Below are 18,050 nucleotides of genomic sequence, written 5' to 3'. Positions count from 1 at the left end.
GTGTTCCTTTTCCTGACCACTCAACCATGAGCCCATCAGTAAACAATAGTCTTCCAGTTTGAAAAAGAAACGATACCCAAATCAGTGAAAGTCTATCACGAACAATCGAAGTTTAAAGTGTCATCTGCTTAAATTTTAAGACGGATTGAGTCAACCCAAAATTAGTTGCCCTGTGACTCATACCGAAACAGTTTTCACAGGTCAATAGCGGTCGATTCTTTTCCTTCAACAGCGTCACTAATCCCGAGCAATCTCCATTCTCGCTAACGCCTACTAGTAATGTTTGTTTTGGGCCCTCTAAAACAACCGTTCTGTTATGGCACTTTTCGCATTGTACCGTATGAATTTTGCAGTCACTTCCAAGAGAGCCTTTAAGCCATGTAGCCAACGCACGCGCATCCGCATCCTCAAGTTTAGTGTGGTCAAGGCTTTCAATATTTTGCACTGCCAACTCCACCTTTCGGTAAAAATCCTCAGGCACTTCCTTGTTAAGCGTTTTTTGTGCAAGTTGCCCAAGAAATGCGGCTTTCTTTTTATCTTTCCACAATTTTGATTCATAAATGCTAAGGTAAGAAATTACCACTAAACTAACAAGAGAGATTAGCCCCTGCGGAGACTTCAAAAACAGAAAAGCAAAACCAACCTTAGGAATCACAAGCGCCTTAACCCCTAAAACGCTATCAAACCGAATAAGACCCGCATCCATAACATTGTTGTTGTCGCCTTTCGTCTTATAATACAACAAACCATCCTCCCCAACAGTTACATTTACCACACGGTGAATCACAACTGACCGAGTTAAATCACTAAGCAACGGATTACCTGAATTGTCCTGATAAAAAACGATTAAAGAACCATTCTCAACCTTCCCGCCACAACTAGTGTAATACACCAAATCACCATTTTGCAAAGTCGGCGACATACTGTTGCCCTCAACAACCGTGAGTGGATAAGATTTGGTGCCCGCAAACAATGGCAAAGCCAAAATCAAAACAACGACAACCAACAAAATCACCGCCTCAACAAATCTGCGAGTTATCTTGATCTTTCTCAGCTGAGGTGTCTTGGCTTTTTTGGCAATCACGCATTTTTCAACCATATGTGAAAATCACCTGAAAATTACTGGGCTGACCGCTTCCCCAAAAAACCTTGATGGCAGAGGACTCAGGAGCCGTCAAAACAACTTCAATGTAGCCTGACGCTGGAACAAAGCCACTTGTTACCTCAAAAATGCTTGCCAGTTGCCCTCCCTCCTCAGAGAAGGGCTCAGTAGTTTGATTCTCAAAAAGTGTATTCTGAATTGTTCCTAGTGAATCAGTTGTGTAAGCTGAAACCAAAAGGGCAGCATCCGACCCAGGGCCGCCAGCCGCTGTGGGCTGAGCCCAAAGATTCACAAGCATCCATCCAGCTGGAATGGCGGTGGCTGTTGAAAATTGTGGAGAGATAAAGAGTGCAGAATGCTCTTTGGGAATTATGAAGAATCCTGATGAACCGTGAATGTGTTGAGATGTCTGGACGGTGATGGGAGAATCAGCAATGGGGTCGGTAGCAAAATATGCACTAACCGATAACCCTCTGACAGCCTCAAACCGTTCAAAATGCACATGTGCTGGGGTGGCGAACGATGAGGTAACTATTGACACTGCAATCATGATTATTGTTGCGTATAATAGTGTTCGGACTAACCGTTCCTTGTTTGACCTAAAAAGAAAAGGAGAAGGGGCTATTGGTTTAGCCTGTTTTTTTAGGATTTCTAAAGTTCAGACCACCTATTCTACAGTAATCAATATGCCTACAGGAGAACCAAACGATTGCACGCCAGTGTCAAATACGAATGTTGCTTCTTGCCCACTTGTGGGGTTGTTTGAGATGGTGATGGAACCGAGAGGGTAAAATTCTGGATTACCGCCTTGACTCCAGCTTACTGACACCGTTGCAGGATTAGTTGTTAGCGCTTTCACTTTTATGGTGTATATCCAATTACCTGCAAATATGTCTGTTGTAAGCGGAATTGTATTTGACCACGTGTTACGTCCTATTGCGTTTTCTGTAGCGATGCCGAAGCCGATGGGGGTTACTTCGTAGTTTCCTGTTATTGAGATGATTTCGCCGCCAATTGCTTTGTATGTTGAACCGTTAGAGATTGTAGCGCTTGTTGCAAAAGAGACAATGCACAGTATCGAAATCAGAAGCATGGGAATGATTACTTTGAAAGGTAGCCTGCTCCTTAATTCATTTGTTTGAAACATGAGCAAACGCTAATTTTTTAGTATTAAAATTTTAAGTAACAGTCTTCTATAACTATGTTCTATCGCCAGAAAACTGATTACAAAGCAGCAAACTAGCTCTTAGACGATTCATCTGGCGCTTTTGACTGCTCAAAGGTCGCCTTTTTCTCAGGCGAAACCTTTAACCCATGATATTCATAGAGGATTCTCAGAGCATCCCTTATTGCTTCGTTGCGGCTGTTGTAGACGCCCTTGTCGATTAAGAGGTTTAGCAAGTCAAGATACCTTTTTGTTAAGCGAATCGTTATGCGTTCTCTTTTGTTTCCATCAGACACTATTACGTCACCGTTTCATGCAACTTTTGTACTAATTTGTACACTGCAGATCATCTGACATATAAGTACTTGTCAGACAAATGGTAATGTTTTATCTACCAAATAATGAACAACAATATTAAATTTTATTCCGAAGTTAGGCATAAGTCAGGTTAGGTAAAAGTCCCAATTAACACGCGATAACCACTTTCTCTTGCAAGGACTTCGCAGTTGCTAAAAGTCTGGTTGAAAACGGCGGGTAAGGTTTTGCCGCCGATTTTTGAGCGAATAACCATTTGAAATGATGCCTCATATGTCATCACTGCTGGTGCGCCTTGCACTATGGCTTTCACTGTTTCCATGCCTGCGCTCACTGGCGGATTTGACAATATACAATTGAATTTTGTGTCTTGAACTGGCTCGTACAAGTGACCATACCGCACTTCAGCGTTAGTTACCTTGTTTAGTTGCGTGTTTTGTCTTGCCAAGCGGACAGCTCTCATATTCACGTCCGTCATGATAACGCGCAACTGAGGATTGACTGTTGCTGCAATGATGCCGACAGCGCCGTATCCGCAACCAACATCAAGTACGTTGCCACTTTGAGGTAGAACCATGGCTTCGATGAGTATTCTGGTGCCTTGGTCGATTCGTCGCTTCGAAAAAACGCTTGATGAGGTCAAAAACTCGAATGTTTTTCCGCGTAGGGTTGTTCGAATTAAGCCGAACTTGTCTTCTGATTTGGGTGCGGATGCAAAATAGTGCTCAATGTTCTTGCGTTCTGTGCTCATTTGCATTACCGCTTTTCCAAACTTTGGGGTAAGTACCCCGTGGCATTAGCACTCTTTCGAGAGCGGCAACTGTGCCGTGCTTTAAATCTATCATGTCTTGGGTGGAGACGAGCGCTTTTGCCAACGCGACTGCTTCGCCTTTGAGCGTGAAGATAGCTGTCAGCGTGCCTTTCTCTATGCCTGTATCTACGGATAGTACTCCTGGAGCGGTTAAGTTCGCGCCGTGGCATAGTGCGTCTACGGTTGAGTCGCGGACTACGATTTTTGGTAGCATGGTTAGTGCTGTTTCCATGGGTTGTATGATTTTGTGGAGTATTGTGTCGTCTTTTGTTTTTTCCCATTCGCCAAACCAGTATGCTACGTCGTGGAGGGTTACTTTGGTGTTGTTTGTTTCGGTGAAGGGTCCTGCGCGTGTTCGGCGGAGTTCTTGCATGTGTGCGCCAATGCCTAAAATTTCGCCGATGTCAAAACAGAGTTTGCGTATGTAGGTTCCTCCTTCGCAGGCGACTTTGAAGAGGATGTTTCTTCCATCTTTTTCGATGTAGTCGATTTGGTAGATGCGCCGTGTTCTTATTTGGCGTTTGACTGAAGAGCGTAGTGGTGGGCGTTGGTAGATTTCGTCTTCGAATTCGCTAAGGACATGTTTGATTTGTGATTCTGTTGTGTCGCCGTGGAGTTTTAGGACGCAGATGTATTCTTTGCCGCTGTAGAGGAGCGCTTGAACCATTTTTGTGGCATCTTCTAGTGTGATGGGCAGGATACCTGTGACTTTGGGGTCTAGTGTTCCACCGTGTCCAATGGCGTTTAAGTGCAGGATTTTTTTTGTCCATGCAGCGACTTCGTGGCTTGTTGGTCCTGCGGGTTTGTCGAGGTTTATGGTGCCGTATTGAATGTATTGTTTTGCTGGGCGTTCGTGTGGTTTATTGCCGTATTTTGGGTTGGTTGTGTCTGTCGCTTTGTTTAGGTGTTGGCGTTTGGTTTCCCATGGAGGGTTTGTTCTGGGCATTTTGATTTTTGCTCCTGCTACTGTTTGGGTTAAGAAAAAGAGGTTTGTGGTAATTTAAGGTTTAGAATTAGGGTGTTTTGATTGTTTGGGTCATGTCTTGGAGTTTACCTGCGGTTTCTAGGGTTTGTGTGATTTCGTCGTCGGATGCTCCGCGTTTTATGTCGATTTTTTCTTGTGTTGGCATGACGTGGTTTATGTTTACTCGTCTGCGTTTGATGCCTGTGATTTTTTTGGGGCCTGTTATCAGGATGAAGCTTTTGTCCATGACATCAATGATTACGCATTTTTTGCCGTTTTCTCTTCCTGCTTGTTTTATGCATATTCTTCCGACTTCGATGGCTGGCATGTTTGTGTTTGTCTCCTTTGGAAATCTTTAGTGTTGGATGGTAGATATAAGGATAACATTTTTGATGATGAGTGGTTGGTGTTTGGCAGAAATTAGGGAGGGACTCCTGAAAGGAAACTACAATTTTTTTCTATACCCTCCTTATATACTATAAAGATAGTCGGGTTTGTTGCTCTGCCACCTACCCTAACCCCCTATTTAAAGGCGAGTTTTTCAGCATGCTTTTGGCTTGAAAATGCGCTAATACGATAGACCCCTCTATAGTTTCTGCAATGAGTTTCTAATAGGCGGCAAATAGGTTCGCGCAACCTACCCCTCTATTAGTTTTAACATAGAACCACTAATAGGATACAAATATGGTCGCTGTGCCCGCCGAAGGTTTGTGCTTCGAAGACCTGTTTTTTGCCTGTAGCGGTAGGTAAAATTTTATCTGCAAGTGTATCCATTAAAGAGCCGAAAAGAGGGGTCCGTGGCGCAGTACGGATAGCGCGTCAGCCTTCTAAGCTGAAAGTCATGGGTTCAAATCCCATCGGACCCGCCATACACGTTTAGAATTTGAGACATGGATTAAAGTTATTGATTTATATGCAATATTCTGGTGACAGAAATTTTAAAGACACACACAGCATAAATAGATTGATGATAAAGGGCATGACTAAAAAAGGCAGACCTTTCACGTTATGCACAATTGCAGTGTTGATTGGTCTCTTATTAGGTGCGACATTAAACTTTGCTTCATCACAAAGTAGCGGTACACAAGTTAACGGAATCATTAATTCAAACAGAGCTTGGACTAAAACAGGTAGCCCCTATAATCTTACAGGAAACATCCTTGTTGATTATGGAGTAACACTAATAGTTGAATCAGGTGTTACAGTAAACCTCAACGGTTACTACATTATGGTCAACGGTACATTACAAGCAATTGGAGGTACCAGCGGACCCACTAATTTTGTTGGAGGAGAAATTATTTTCACTCAAAACAGCACTGACTGGAATGAAGACACCGGCAATGGTTGCATAATCCAGAATTGCATTTTAACCTCAACTATAACCGCTAATAATTCCCCAAAGTTATCTAACAATGTCTGTAACAATGCCATTTCTATCCAGACAACGACTGGTATGCCTCTTGTTGCTGGTAATTTCCTGATGGGCGGATTGGTGATGGTTGGTAATGGAATAATTACTAATAATACTGTTATTGGTCAGGGAATAGATGTTTTTGGTGCCAATTTGATTGTCTCTCATAATATAGTAACCGAATGCTCGACTGGAATCCGTGTAAGTACATCGCTGTATAACCCTAGTTGGCACTGGCCTAATTTGACAACGGTGATTGAAAACAATTTGATTACGAATAACGAAAAGGGCATAACCTTGGATGCTTGGCAAATGTTTGTACCTTGTAATCCATTTGTTATCAATAATACTATTACTAATAACACGATTGGATTGTATTTGACCCATTTATTTTCAAATAATGCGCCAACTCTTTTGCTTAACAATATTTATGAAAACCATAATTACAACATCAAGAATGATGTCCCAGATAACAATGTTGATGCACCATATAATTGGTGGGGAACAACCAACACAACAATAATAGATCAACTAATCTATGATTACTATGACGATTTTACCCTCGGTAAAGTAAATTATATGCCAACTCTGTCAGCGCCTAATTTTGAAGTATTTCCAATGATTATACCAGAGATTGCAACCTGTCTGATTACGGTTTTATTTCTCACGTTGATATGTGCTGTTATGGTTACGCTGAAAAGAAAACTTGAATGTTGAGTTGTTTAGTCAAGGAACTTTGACAAAGTTTAGTCAATAATTTTTGACTGAAAAACTATTAAGCAAACAATAATTATAGACGAATGATGGGCTATGAGAAGAGCTGTTTTTGCTCTAACTGCTCTTTTAATGATGGTTTTCTTAATTGAATCTTTGACGCTAGTTAAGGTGACAGATGCTAACCTTATACCTTACCCAAAAACGCCCAGTACTGAATTGCCAACCCTAGTGGTTAGAAGCCCAAAGAATTACTCTGATTATTATGCTGATAACACCTTCAAATTAGATTTTCTTATTATCAAACCTGAGTCTTGGAATTCATACTATAAGGGATTCGCATTAGTAGGGCAATACATTCTTTCTGTGTATTTGGATGGCACCCGCATCCTTCCACAAAGGTTCCCAAGAAGCGATACAGTAACAGACTATACAGCCGTTTTTAGCAACCTAACTAACACTGAACATGTGGTACATATAGTAGTGGTTGCACAGGCATCTTATATGGCATATTACACAACAAATGGCAAAACTATTTCAACAGGAAGATCAAACGACACCTATATCACCCAAACCATGCATTTTCAACTAGAACCCAATTCTAAAACAGTATCATTCCAGAAATACCCCATAGTAATGAGCAAAGACCCCTACCCCAATCCGCCTATCCCAATCCCCACTATTATTTCACCCCCTCAAAACACAACCTACACTCCAGACAACATAACCCAATTCACACTACCGCTTGATTTTACAATCAATGCAACTGCTTCATGGATAGGATACAGCTTAGATAATCAAACAAGAATTGCCATAAATGGAAACATGACTCTATCAGACCTGAGTATAGGTTCACATAACATAACCGTGTTTGCTAGTGATATTTTTGGCAATATGGGCATTTCAAACATCACTTACTTCACTATAGCTGAGGCTGAGCAGGTTGCACCAAATTCAGGTTTTCAGCCAATACTATTGGCACTCCCAATTGCTGTAGTTGCCGTAGTAAGCGTTGGCTTACTTGTCTACTTTAAAGGAAGTGATCAGAACAGCCCACGTTTAGCTATAAGCAAACAAACAAATAATTATTCAAAAAATATAGGTTGCTTGCCTAAAGAGAGTGATAGAAATGCCTAAAATAATGATTGAAAAAACAACTTTCTTTGTAATAATTTTGTTGGCTACTTTAGTTGCATGTGTAGTGGCAGCAGGAATTTCCATTTTATTAGTGAACTTGAGCTTGCAAGGGCAGCCACTACGAGGCGAGCAAGGACCTAAAGGCGACACTGGCGCAACAGGGCCACAGGGGTCTCCAGGACAAACAGGCGCAACGGGTGCAACGGGCGCTACAGGCGCTCAGGGGCCCCAAGGACCAGCCGGAGCAACAGGTGCGCAAGGACCTTACTTGCCAGATTATGACAGTGGCTGGGTTGACATCAGCGATAAAACAGGTCAAGCAATCACGTTTACGCATAATCTAGGCTACGATAACCTGTTGATTGACATAACAGGTAAGGCGTCCGCAAGCGGCGGCGAACATCAAAGATACCTTGGTTTAACAGGATACATACACTCATGGAACAGAACCTATGGCGGAACCAGCTACGAAGAAGGCCGATGTGTCGTCGAGGCAGCTGATGGCGGATACGCTATCGCAGGCTCCACAGGGTCTTTTGGCGGTAGCACCGACTTTTATTTAGTTAAAACCGATGCAAACGGAATCATGCAGTGGAACAAAGCCTATGGCGGAACAAACGAAGATTACGCATCTTCCGTCGTTCGCACATCCGATGGCGGGTACGCTTTAGTGGGTTGCACATACTCTTCTGGTGCTGGAGACGGCGATGTGTATTTGGTTAAGACTGATGCCAGCGGGAATATGCAATGGGGCAAAACCTACGGTGGAGCAAGGTACGATACAGGGAGTTCTGTTGTTCAGACAACTGACGGTGGTTACGCAATAGCAGGTGAAACGCAGTCTTTTGGTGAAGGCTCTTATGTGTATTTGGTGAAGTCTGATGCAAGCGGAAACCTGCAATGGAATAAAACCTATGGTGAAACAAACTTCAATTATGGGTGCTCTATTGTTCAAACGTCTAATGGCGGATATGCAATCGCAGGTCACACAGGGTCTTCTGGACCTGGAGTCTATTTGATTAAAACCGACACAAACGGAAATATAGAATGGAGCAAAACCTACAACGGAGTTACTGGCTGGTCTCTTGCCAAGACATTGGATGGCGGATACTTACTTGCCTGTGGCGACCTATTAGTGAAGACTGACGCGCTTGGAAACATGGAATGGAACAAGTGGTATTCAGATATCGATATTTACTCTTTGGTTGTCGTATCAGACGGGGGATATGTGTTAGGGGGTGTTATTGGTTCCTTTGCTGGACCTTACGATTTTTGGCTGGCGAAAACAGATGCATGGGGGAACATTCAGTGGACTAAAACTTACGGTGGAACAGACTTTGATGTCGCATGGTCTGTTGTCGCAGCATCTGACGGAGGCTACGTTATAGCAGGCTCCACCGACTCTTTTGGTGTAGGTAGAGACGTTTATCTGGTTAAGACTGAGGTGTATGGGGAGTTCGGCTTGGTCCGCATTGATTCAACAACTAACACGGTAACACTTTACCGAGGAGCAAACGATGTCTACTGGAACTATGTTCGGGTGCGCATATGGAAAATCGACTAAACTCATTTTCCTCTACAGAGGCGCTTTCATTTGTTCTTTAAGGAAATAACTCTTCCAAAATTCACTTTCATAATTATTGGCTTCTTGCTTGCCCTAATCGCCTTCATAATTGGCGGCATATCAGCCCTCTCGCTCATAGCACGGGTCTTGTTTGTTCTGTTCCTTCCAGGATATTCAATCCTGCAAGCCTTAGCTTGGAAAGACCTTCGCTTAACAGAAAAACTAATCCTATCGCCCATCATTGGAATAGCTTACACAACACTAACCGCACTTTATCTGTCCTTTCTGCATGTCCCAATAAATCAATACACAATCATCTTATCAGTTCTTTTGCTGTCGGTTCCCCTGCTGGCGTACTCTTGGAGAAGAGGCACACTAAAAACAAACCTAAAACCCTTCACTATGCCTCTTTCCTACCTTCTCCTCATAGCTCTAATGATTGCTTCTGTAGTTCTAATATCGTTTCCGTGGCCAGAAAACGGCATCCTAATACCAATAGGGGATGACCCAGCAACATCCACCCTCGCCGCTACTTTGATTGCCGAGCAGGGTACAATACCTCAATCTTGGGCACCATACTTTCCTGAGCAAGCCCAATTTACCTATCCACCAGCATACCCCTCTGTCATAGCATTCCTGTATCTCCTTGATCCTTCAATGTCAATGCCAATTCTTGTATCCTTTTTTTCGCTGTCCTTTGTAATTATACATGCTCAAGTTTTCATAATCGCAAGAAGAGTGCTAAATGATGACAGAATCGCTCTCTGCGCAACGGCTTTTACAACTTTACTATCCTCTGGCTTCTATTCAATGGTAACTTACGGTCGGTTTCCAGCCCTCGTTGGGTTAGCATTAACTCTGAGCACGATGCTGTTGCTGTACCTCTATTCGATTAGTGGAAAACTAAAACTGCTCTTACTGGCAGGTGCTACATTAGCAAGCGTGTTTCTGGCATACACCGTCTCATTCATTACAACTGCACTTTTTATTGTCCTTTTTTCTTCTTTCGGATTATTTTTTTCGCAAAAGAAAAAACAAAGCATTCTAGCAGGCATAACAGTCATTGTTGTCGGAATCGGTTTAGCGTTGCCATGGGTTATCAATATCTTCAAAAGAGTAATGGTCCCGATTCCTCCAATGGAGTATCAGGCACTACTAGCATGGTTCACAACCTCTTCGATGAGGTCCGAGTTTGGCTACAACTCCTTCATGTACTATGGCTACTGGCTGCTCCTCTTTGGAATATTGACCTTTACTGCTGTTTTTGTTAGAAGAAAAAGCCGCAGTTTTCTTTTAGCGTGGTTTCTCAGTATATTTCTATTAATGCTAAACGAAATCTTCAGGGTTCCCTTTCCAGGCTGGTACTACCTTCAATCAAGCTTTCTCAATCCACTATTATCGTTGCCTATTTTGGTTATAGTAGCATTCTGTTTTGTTAAAGCGTATGACTGGGTGAAAAATAAGCTTCAGGTTTTAGCTTATAAAAGATGGATTAATCTTCATTCAATAATAATGATAGCTCTTCTCTTGTCTGTGCTATTTATAGGAGTAGATACAATTCTTCCTCGCAATGATATCCACATCAATAGGATATCTTCAGCTGACTACAACGCGTTAATGTGGATATCAAACCACACGCCAAAAGACGCTGTAATCTATAACGACCATTGGGTTGGAACTTCCAGCACTTGGATACCCGTGCTCAGCGGCAGACGCATAGTTATGCCCCTGTTGAGCATATCAGAAGTAGGCTGGTCAGATATGATGTTTACGCGGCAAGACGAGAGCCGCATCGTCGCAAAAGACCCGCGTTCCGCAGAGGCATTAGCCATTTTAAAGAAATACAATGCTTCATACATTTACCTCAGCAACTATGCCAGCCATCAGGTTCAAAAATGGAGAGACAACTATAATGTGACTCTATTCTTAGAGAGTGCTCATTATGAACTTGTATTTAACGAGGAAGACGCTTGGGTTATCAAGATAAACTATTAGCAACACCTTAATTGTTGCTGCAAATTCACAATCACATACCAATAAATCACACACGTAAAGCATTGTAAATCAGCAACCAAACAACAACTAATTTTTTTCACGGAGAACCCAAAAAATGAACGCCCAACTCCTCACGCGCCTAGACAAAATAGAAAACCACCCTTTAACCTACACAACTGTCCCAGACCCCAAACCAGCACCAGACCAAGTGCTCATCAAAATCAAAGCCTGCGGCGTCTGCTACAGCAACCTAAGCATGATAGAAGGCGAATTCAAACCCATCTTCGGCATACCAACAAAACTCCCCATCATCCCAGGACACGAAATCACAGGCATCATACAAGAAACAGGCAACCGAACCAGCGAGTTCAAAAGAGGCGACAGAGTCGGCGTGCAAGTGCTCTGGCAAACCGATGGCACATGCGAGTTCTGCCGCACAGGAAGAGAAAACATATGCATAAACCGCCAAACCACGGGCGAAACCGTAGATGGCGGATACGCAGAATACCTAACAGCCCCCAGTAGCTTCGTGTATCGCCTGCCAGAAAACTTGGTCTTCGAAGAGAGCGCGCCCCTGTTTTGCCCAGGCATCACTGCCTATCATGCAGTTAAACGCGCGAAAGTTCAGTTCGGGCAGAAGGTAGCCGTAATTGGAATCGGCGGTGTGGGGCACATGTCGTTGCAGTTTGCGAAGTTAGCAGGAGCCGAAACCATCGCGGTGGATACTTCAGAGGATAAGCTTAAACTCGCCAAAGACATCGGTGCAGACCACGCACTAACCGTCATGGAAGTAGAAGATTTTGCAGCGAAAACTGGCAAGCCCGACGTGGTTATGGTTCATGCCCCCTCCCAAAAAGCTGTTGACCAAGCACTAAGACTTGTAAAACGCGGAGGCACAGTGCTCCTTAGTGTTCTTGGCTACGCACGGATTTTTTTCCCTGAAGAGCACGCCATCATAGGTAGCGTTATTGGCACAAGGCAGGACATGGATGAAACCCTCCGTTTGGCATCAAAGGGCAAAGTGAAGGTTGACTGGAAAGCCTACAAACTCAGCCAAGCCGAAGAAGTGCTTGTAAAGTTGAAGCAGGGCAGGATTGTAGGAAGAGCAATTTTGGTGCCATAAACAAGCTTTTGTAGTTGATTGATCCGTTATGCTGTTTGACTGAAGAAATAGGGTGTTGATAGTTTATTTTAGATTAAGTTTAAATTATTAACAGAATAACTCTATGGGTAAAAGGGTGAGTGGATGCTTTCGACAGTAATACAGCTAATCGGTATCTTTTCTATTGCTCTAGCGCTTTTGCTTGTCGTTCTGTTTTTCAATGTCTATAAAACACAGCGCTCAATTATTTTGCTTGGATTACCGTTTGGTTTCCTATTTTTAACCCTCTCTTACATTTTCCTCGGCATACATTTAATGTATCCATCAGTTGACTCTTTTTCAAGTTCTATCATGTGGTCACGTGTAATTACTCAGACTTGGGGTTTCACTTTAATCGCTTCCTCCTATTTTCTCTCGGGTAGAGCGCAGAAGACCACTAAGCATAGTCACTTGGCTATCACCATATGGTCTGTTGTTTCAGTAATTTGTATTTTCGTGCTACTTTATGTTATTAATCCACCAGGCTTGGTATCTGTTTACTCCTACAATGACGTATTTGCTATAGTTAACCTTGCCTTGTTATCCTACATAATTTTCTTTATAGTGAGAAGGCTAGAATTAGCAACCGGCAGTGTTTCTGGCTTGATTAGTGCTCCAGTGGCATTTGCGTTTATTTGGTTGGGGCAATTTTTGTTTATAATCTGGAATCTAGATGCTGGCGGCCAAGCTGCTCTGATTGGTTCCCAGATTGCCCCGCTTATAGGTTTGGCTCTTTTGATCCGAATATACTATATGGTCAGCAAGAGGTGTCACCAAGAACTTGACGGCTACCAAGCGCAGTAAGATAGACATTTACTCAGCCATTCTTGAATACATTTGCCTTGAGAGTGGAAAAAATGGAAAGGCAAGCCCTACAAGGGTTGCTCGCCGCGCCAACATCCCATATGATAGATTTCAGAAGATCTTAGAGCATTTTATCGAGTTAAATATGGTTCGTCGAACTGATGAGGGTCTGTTAATAACTGAGAAAGGCCTCAAATGCTTTGAACAAATGCGTAAATCCAGTGAGTTCCTTCGGAGCATGGGACTTTCTGTGTGAGACAAAAAAATTATGGTTTAAAGAGCAATATTGTGTTTTCCAAAATTAAGCGTTCGTCTAAGTAGTTTTTAAACTGTTGCTAGGTTCTCTCAATCGCTATGAATACACTAGAAGTTCATCGAATTTAAATATGGTTTACAGGCATGGTGTAGGTTTGGGCAGTCGGGCAAGTTCTATGAAACTATCCAACTGCCTAAAAATTAGGGAGAAAAAGAAATGCAAATATTAAAAACGAAAACTATGGCTACAATTATCGCTGTAATACTATTAACATCTATGGCGACAATGTTAGCATTCCAACCAACCGCTAAAGGAGAAGTAATAAACGGAATAAACTACAATCAGGCAACAGCCGACGCAATAAAAGCAGGAATGCGTTGGGACCTTAATGCAAACGCTTCTACAATACGGCTCACTCTGTGGAACCGATATCACGATAAAATTCCAACTTGGGTGTATAGTACAATTTCGCCAAACCCAGTAGGTGTTGGTCAGGAATTCTCGATGGTCATATTCAACCCGCAAGTTCCATACCAAGCTCAGGACACCAACAGCATCCGATACAGATACCACGTAGAAATCACTAAACCAGATGGCGCAAAAGAAAGAATTCCTCCATCGGGTTCTTTAGTGTCTGACTCTACAGGGACAACCTACTCTAAATATTCGCCAGACGCCACCGGCAATTACACTGTAACTGTGATATTTGAGCAGCTTGACTGGCTCTTTCCAGAGTCCATCGGCAGTAACACAAGTAGCACCACCGGTACCGCAGGTCGAGATTACTACGGAGTCACATTTTTGTCTAGCAATAGAACATATACTGTGACTGTACAGGAAGACCCTGTTTATCCGACAGCTATAACATACTATCCTCTTCCAACAGAATACTGGACTAGACCAATAGAAGGACAAATGAACACTTGGGGCGCCGTTTCCTCAAACTGGCTCAACACTGCAACAGATCGTGACTACGGAAGCCCCAACAACAGAATTCAGACGCAAGGAACTGCACCAAACAGCGGACACATTCTATGGACTAAACCAACCGAAGATGGTGGAGTAGTAGGCGGAAACGCATTCTTAGGCGAAAGAGAAGGCCAAGTCTTCAACGCAGGACACCAATACCAAACCAGATTCTCAGACACTCAAATCATCATGCACGGAAGAGTCCTCTACCAAGAACCAATATTGTGGGCTGGTACTGGAGGCGACTGGGTATGTGTTGATTTAAAGACTGGGCAAGAAATCTGGCGCAACAAGACAATGAGTGCGACACCTTCCTTTGGCATGTACGTTGAGTACGACGACATGAACCAACACGGAGTCATCAACCCAGGATACATATGGTCCAACAACTTTGGTGCTGCCATTCACCCACGCTATGGAACCACAAGACATACACTAAACATCACAGATGTACCTGCAGGAACTATAGTTGCAGGTCCAAAAGGTGAGCAACTACGCTACATACTGCGAAATGACGGCACCACAACAAGTCCTATCTGGAGACTATACGAATGGAACTCATCTCGAGTATTCGCCTACCAAGTCAGTGGAACATTTAATGCAAGCCTTGCAAGCCTAATCCAAGTACCATCTACAGCGCCCAACCAACCCTTCTTGCCAACCTGGGACTTCAACGTAACAATATCTACGACGTATCCATCAAACTGGAGCCCCACTATAAGACAAGTAAAATACGGTGACTATTTACTAGCCAGCAACGGAACCTTACCGACAGCAGGCACAAGTGCATTGTACTACCACAACCAAGACGTAGGAACACTCTTCGCAATTAACCTAAATGCATCAAGAGGCGCCGTAGGCAGCATACTCTGGATGAAGAACTATGACATGACTTATGTCAATAGTAACAAGGAAACTATCCAAAAACTCTACATCCGAGCTGGTGAAGGCGTATTCATACTGCAAGAATTCCCAACACTAACATTCGAAGGATACGACGTATACACTGGGAACAAACTCTGGCGAAGCGAACCCCAAGCAGACGTTAACCCATTCGGTTACTACAGCTGGGTCAGCCTCATGAACGTCTATGGCACATCTATCTATGACGGCAAACTGATCACCGCAGGCTACACTGGACATGTTTTCTGCTACGACCTGAAAACTGGAGAACTGCTCTGGAAACAAGCAGCGCTCACAGGCGGCGAAATCTTCCAGTACTACACAGTCTTCCACGGCTTAACCGCTGACGGGAAAGTCTTCATCGGAACCCACGAGCACTCAGCAGACACACCGCTCCTCAAAGGCGCTAAGGTACGTGTATACAACTATACAACAGGCGACGTCATTTGGGAGATGCTCGGCTGGGCTCACCCAGGCACATTCGCTCTTGGCGACGGAGTACTCACATACTGGAACAACTACGACCACCAAATCTACGCTGTCGGCAAAGGCCCAAGCAGCACGACAGTTTCAATCGCAAACGATGTAGTTCCATTCGGCAATAGCGTCATGATAAAAGGCACCGTAACCGATGTTTCACCAGGCACAAAACAGTCTGTGAATCCTATGCGCTTCCCCAACGGCGTACCAGCAGTATCTGACGAAAGCCAAAGCGCATGGATGGAATACGTCTACATGCAGAAGCCACGCCCAACAAACGTTACCGGCGTAACAGTGAAACTAAGCGTGCTTGACTCAAACAACAACATGCGAGACATAGGTACAACTGTCGCTGACGCTGACGGATTCTTTAGCTTCAACTGGAAGCCAGATATCCCAGGCAAATTCACGGTTTACGCCTCATTCGAAGGCAGTGAATCATACTGGCCATCACATGCCACAACCGCATTCAACGTTGACCCTGCACCAGAACCAACCGAAACCTCAGGTCCAATCATTAGCCTACCACCAACCGAACTGTACTTTGTCGGCTCAACCATAGCAATAATAGTTGCAATCGCCATAGTCGGAATTCTACTACTCAGAAAAAAGCCATAAACACAGCCTAAAAATCAACAACCCCTTCATTTTTTATTTTTCAGCTTTAACCTGATTGTCAATTCTAATCTTGTTTTCTTAGGCAAAACTGGAAGGTCGCCGTAAAGTTAAAGTTAATATTTACGATGGACTTTTTGTGATAGGCTAAAGCCCGGTGGTGTAGCGGTCAAGCATAGGGGCCTCTGGAGCCCTCGACGAGAGTTCGAATCTCTCCCGGGCTACTTTGGTTTTTGTTTGTGTGTGATTTTTTAAAATGAGCTTGGTTTAGATTGTCCACTGTGCTCGCGCTGTCAAACAAGTTTCAAGCAACGCTTCTGCAATTGCAACCATGTCTCTCACCCAGTATACTGCTGGGTCTCTGCACAACAAATTTATTCACGAGTGAGTATTTTTTTATGGTGATTTTTTGACAAGTGTTGATGAGCTTTTTGGAAAGAAGGTTATCGGCGCAAAAGGCTACAACATTGGCGAAGTAAAAGGCTTAACAGCTGACCTTGCGCAGTGGCGAATCACGCATTTGCAGGTAAAACTTGATGGTAAAGCCGCGGAAGAGCTTGGCTTTAAGAAACGATTCACCAGTTCTACTGTATGTCTGCCAGTTTCGTTAGTTAATGCAGTCGGCGATGTAGTGACGATTACTCAGTCACTTGTGGAACTGAGCAATAACCCTGAAATTTACGAATGCAAACCCTAAATGAACCAGACTTTTAATTTCTCAAAGATGCCAAAATTTGGCAAGAGGTCGCAAACTCCTTTGGATAGCACTGTCTCTTTTGGATATGCTTGAGCACTGAGGCATCTGGCTATGCATTCAAGCTCTTACAACAACGTTTATGTGAATGGAAACGGAATGTTTATATCAGTTGAATTCGCTTCTGATAGAATTCAGCTATATTGCTAGCCCCGCAATTATTTCCATGGCGGCGGCTCAACCCGTACCGAAACGGCGAATTCGCCTAACAGGGATGATGGAGTTGGCCTCCAGTTGCGGGGACACGAATGTGGACCTGATAGAATTGCTCATGTTAGGTCTGAATTGGGCTTTGACGTATAATGTGGAATGTTTCTCCCTCCAAATCCAATTAGGCACAAGAATGCGAATCAAGAAATTCGTACCACACAAAAAACAGTTAATCCGACAGAACAATCTGGAGTGCATAACTCCGGTTGATCCTGCCGGACCCCACTGCTATCGGGATAGGACTAAGACATGCTAGTCGAGCGCCTTCTAGCCAAAAGGAGGCGCGGCGCACAGCTCAGTAGCACGTGGCTAACCTGCCCTTGGGATAGGAACAACCCCGGGAAACTGGGGCTAATTCCCAATAGGTGAAGAACTCTGGAATGAGTCTTCGCCAGAAAGGACTCCTACACTATGCTTGTAGGTTTCGCCCAAGGATGGGGCCGCGACCGATCAGGTTGTTGGCGAGGTAATGGCTCACCAAGCCTTTTACCGGTGCGGGCCGTGGGAGCGGAAGCCCGGAGATGGGCACTGAGACAAGGGCCCAGGCCCTACGGGGCGCAGCAGTCGCGAAAACTTTGCAATAAGCGCAAGCTTGACAGGGCTATCCCGAGTGCCATCCGCTGAGGAAGGCTTTTACCCAGTCTAGAAAGCTGGGGGAATAAGGAGAGGGCAAGTCTGGTGTCAGCCGCCGCGGTAATACCAGCTCTCCGAGTGGTGTGGATGTTTATTGGGCCTAAAGC

15 protein-coding genes, 2 tRNA genes and 1 rRNA gene are annotated in these 18,050 nt (G+C 43.8%); 11 read left to right on the top strand and 7 right to left on the bottom strand.

The genetic code is table 11. The features are described 5' to 3' along the window. Positions 1 to 112: 112 nt before the first annotated feature. From NWE95_02140 to NWE95_02110, 7 genes are all read right to left on the bottom strand, one after another. Entirely contained in the window at positions 113 to 1,099 is a 987-nt protein-coding gene (locus NWE95_02140) for a signal peptidase I (GenBank protein MCW4002697.1), read from the bottom strand. Then, positions 1,092 to 1,652, bottom strand: a complete 561-nt coding sequence (locus NWE95_02135; protein ID MCW4002696.1) for a hypothetical protein — start codon at positions 1,650 to 1,652, stop codon at positions 1,092 to 1,094. The genes NWE95_02140 and NWE95_02135 overlap by 8 nt, the downstream gene beginning before the upstream one ends. A 117-nt stretch (positions 1,653 to 1,769) precedes the next feature. Beyond that, positions 1,770 to 2,249 (bottom strand): hypothetical protein, encoded by a 480-nt coding sequence (locus NWE95_02130; GenBank protein MCW4002695.1) that lies wholly within the window; start codon positions 2,247 to 2,249, stop codon positions 1,770 to 1,772. 92 nt (positions 2,250 to 2,341) lie between these two features. Continuing rightward, a complete protein-coding gene (locus tag NWE95_02125; GenBank protein MCW4002694.1) occupies positions 2,342 to 2,563 on the bottom strand; it encodes a ribbon-helix-helix domain-containing protein in 222 nt (73 codons plus the stop codon). Between the two features lie 152 nt (positions 2,564 to 2,715). Beyond that, on the bottom strand, positions 2,716 to 3,333 hold the full coding sequence (locus NWE95_02120) for a methyltransferase (protein MCW4002693.1): 618 nt from the start codon (positions 3,331 to 3,333) through the stop codon (positions 2,716 to 2,718). Then, positions 3,308 to 4,339: an RNA-guided pseudouridylation complex pseudouridine synthase subunit Cbf5 gene (locus NWE95_02115; GenBank protein MCW4002692.1), complete on the bottom strand. Its 1,032-nt coding sequence runs from the start codon at positions 4,337 to 4,339 to the stop codon at positions 3,308 to 3,310. The genes NWE95_02120 and NWE95_02115 overlap by 26 nt, the downstream gene beginning before the upstream one ends. Positions 4,340 to 4,406: 67 nt before the next feature. Then, positions 4,407 to 4,685: a 50S ribosomal protein L14e gene (locus NWE95_02110; GenBank protein MCW4002691.1), complete on the bottom strand. Its 279-nt coding sequence runs from the start codon at positions 4,683 to 4,685 to the stop codon at positions 4,407 to 4,409. A 463-nt stretch (positions 4,686 to 5,148) separates the two neighbouring features. Between NWE95_02110 and NWE95_02105 the strand changes: the two genes are divergently transcribed. The 11 genes from NWE95_02105 to NWE95_02055 all read left to right on the top strand — a co-directional run. Continuing rightward, positions 5,149 to 5,226, top strand: a tRNA-Arg gene (locus tag NWE95_02105). Between the two features lie 110 nt (positions 5,227 to 5,336). Further along, on the top strand, positions 5,337 to 6,485 hold the full coding sequence (locus NWE95_02100) for a hypothetical protein (GenBank protein ID MCW4002690.1): 1,149 nt from the start codon (positions 5,337 to 5,339) through the stop codon (positions 6,483 to 6,485). 93 nt (positions 6,486 to 6,578) lie between these two features. Then, positions 6,579 to 7,619, top strand: a complete 1,041-nt coding sequence (locus tag NWE95_02095; protein ID MCW4002689.1) for a hypothetical protein — start codon at positions 6,579 to 6,581, stop codon at positions 7,617 to 7,619. After that, positions 7,612 to 9,183 (top strand): collagen-like protein, encoded by a 1,572-nt coding sequence (locus NWE95_02090; protein MCW4002688.1) that lies wholly within the window; start codon positions 7,612 to 7,614, stop codon positions 9,181 to 9,183. Before NWE95_02095 ends, NWE95_02090 begins: the two co-directional genes overlap by 8 nt. Positions 9,184 to 9,213: 30 nt before the next feature. Further along, positions 9,214 to 11,178 carry a hypothetical protein gene (locus NWE95_02085; GenBank protein ID MCW4002687.1) on the top strand — a complete coding sequence of 655 codons (1,965 nt, stop codon included), beginning with the start codon at positions 9,214 to 9,216 and terminating at the stop codon, positions 11,176 to 11,178. A gap of 115 nt (positions 11,179 to 11,293) precedes the next feature. Next, the gene (locus NWE95_02080; GenBank protein MCW4002686.1) at positions 11,294 to 12,301 is read left to right on the top strand and encodes an alcohol dehydrogenase catalytic domain-containing protein; all 1,008 of its coding nucleotides are present in this window, start codon (positions 11,294 to 11,296) and stop codon (positions 12,299 to 12,301) included. Positions 12,302 to 12,424: 123 nt separating this feature from the next. Beyond that, the gene (locus tag NWE95_02075; GenBank protein ID MCW4002685.1) at positions 12,425 to 13,123 is read left to right on the top strand and encodes a hypothetical protein; all 699 of its coding nucleotides are present in this window, start codon (positions 12,425 to 12,427) and stop codon (positions 13,121 to 13,123) included. 472 nt (positions 13,124 to 13,595) lie between these two features. Then, positions 13,596 to 16,349, top strand: coding sequence for a PQQ-binding-like beta-propeller repeat protein (locus NWE95_02070; GenBank protein MCW4002684.1), 2,754 nt, complete (start codon positions 13,596 to 13,598; stop codon positions 16,347 to 16,349). A gap of 148 nt (positions 16,350 to 16,497) precedes the next feature. Then, positions 16,498 to 16,570, top strand: a tRNA-Gln gene (locus NWE95_02065). 185 nt (positions 16,571 to 16,755) lie between these two features. Further along, on the top strand, positions 16,756 to 17,043 hold the full coding sequence (locus NWE95_02060; protein ID MCW4002683.1) for a PRC-barrel domain-containing protein: 288 nt from the start codon (positions 16,756 to 16,758) through the stop codon (positions 17,041 to 17,043). Between the two features lie 466 nt (positions 17,044 to 17,509). Then, positions 17,510 to 18,050 (top strand): 16S ribosomal RNA (locus NWE95_02055); the annotation flags it as partial.

This window comes from Candidatus Bathyarchaeota archaeon (assembly GCA_026014725.1).
In the GTDB taxonomy this organism is placed as follows: Archaea; Thermoproteota; Bathyarchaeia; order Bathyarchaeales; family Bathycorpusculaceae; genus Bathycorpusculum.
Note: the sequence above shows the minus strand (reverse complement) of the source record. Positions and strands in the feature narration are given on the sequence as shown.

Excerpts from the sequence above, each read along its gene's own strand:
- NWE95_02140 (MCW4002697.1), bottom strand. The coding sequence starts at position 1,099 with ATGGTTGAAAAATGCGTGATTGCCAAAAAAGCCAAGACACCTCAGCTG.
- NWE95_02130 (MCW4002695.1), bottom strand. The coding sequence starts at position 2,249 with ATGTTTCAAACAAATGAATTAAGGAGCAGGCTACCTTTCAAAGTAATC.
- NWE95_02110 (MCW4002691.1), bottom strand. The coding sequence starts at position 4,685 with ATGCCAGCCATCGAAGTCGGAAGAATATGCATAAAACAAGCAGGAAGA.
- NWE95_02135 (MCW4002696.1), bottom strand. The coding sequence starts at position 1,652 with ATGATTGCAGTGTCAATAGTTACCTCATCGTTCGCCACCCCAGCACAT.
- NWE95_02075 (MCW4002685.1), top strand. The coding sequence starts at position 12,425 with ATGCTTTCGACAGTAATACAGCTAATCGGTATCTTTTCTATTGCTCTA.
- NWE95_02100 (MCW4002690.1), top strand. The coding sequence starts at position 5,337 with ATGACTAAAAAAGGCAGACCTTTCACGTTATGCACAATTGCAGTGTTG.
- NWE95_02070 (MCW4002684.1), top strand. The coding sequence starts at position 13,596 with ATGCAAATATTAAAAACGAAAACTATGGCTACAATTATCGCTGTAATA.
- NWE95_02090 (MCW4002688.1), top strand. The coding sequence starts at position 7,612 with ATGCCTAAAATAATGATTGAAAAAACAACTTTCTTTGTAATAATTTTG.
- NWE95_02095 (MCW4002689.1), top strand. The coding sequence starts at position 6,579 with ATGAGAAGAGCTGTTTTTGCTCTAACTGCTCTTTTAATGATGGTTTTC.
- NWE95_02080 (MCW4002686.1), top strand. The coding sequence starts at position 11,294 with ATGAACGCCCAACTCCTCACGCGCCTAGACAAAATAGAAAACCACCCT.
- NWE95_02120 (MCW4002693.1), bottom strand. The coding sequence starts at position 3,333 with ATGAGCACAGAACGCAAGAACATTGAGCACTATTTTGCATCCGCACCC.
- NWE95_02115 (MCW4002692.1), bottom strand. The coding sequence starts at position 4,339 with ATGCCCAGAACAAACCCTCCATGGGAAACCAAACGCCAACACCTAAAC.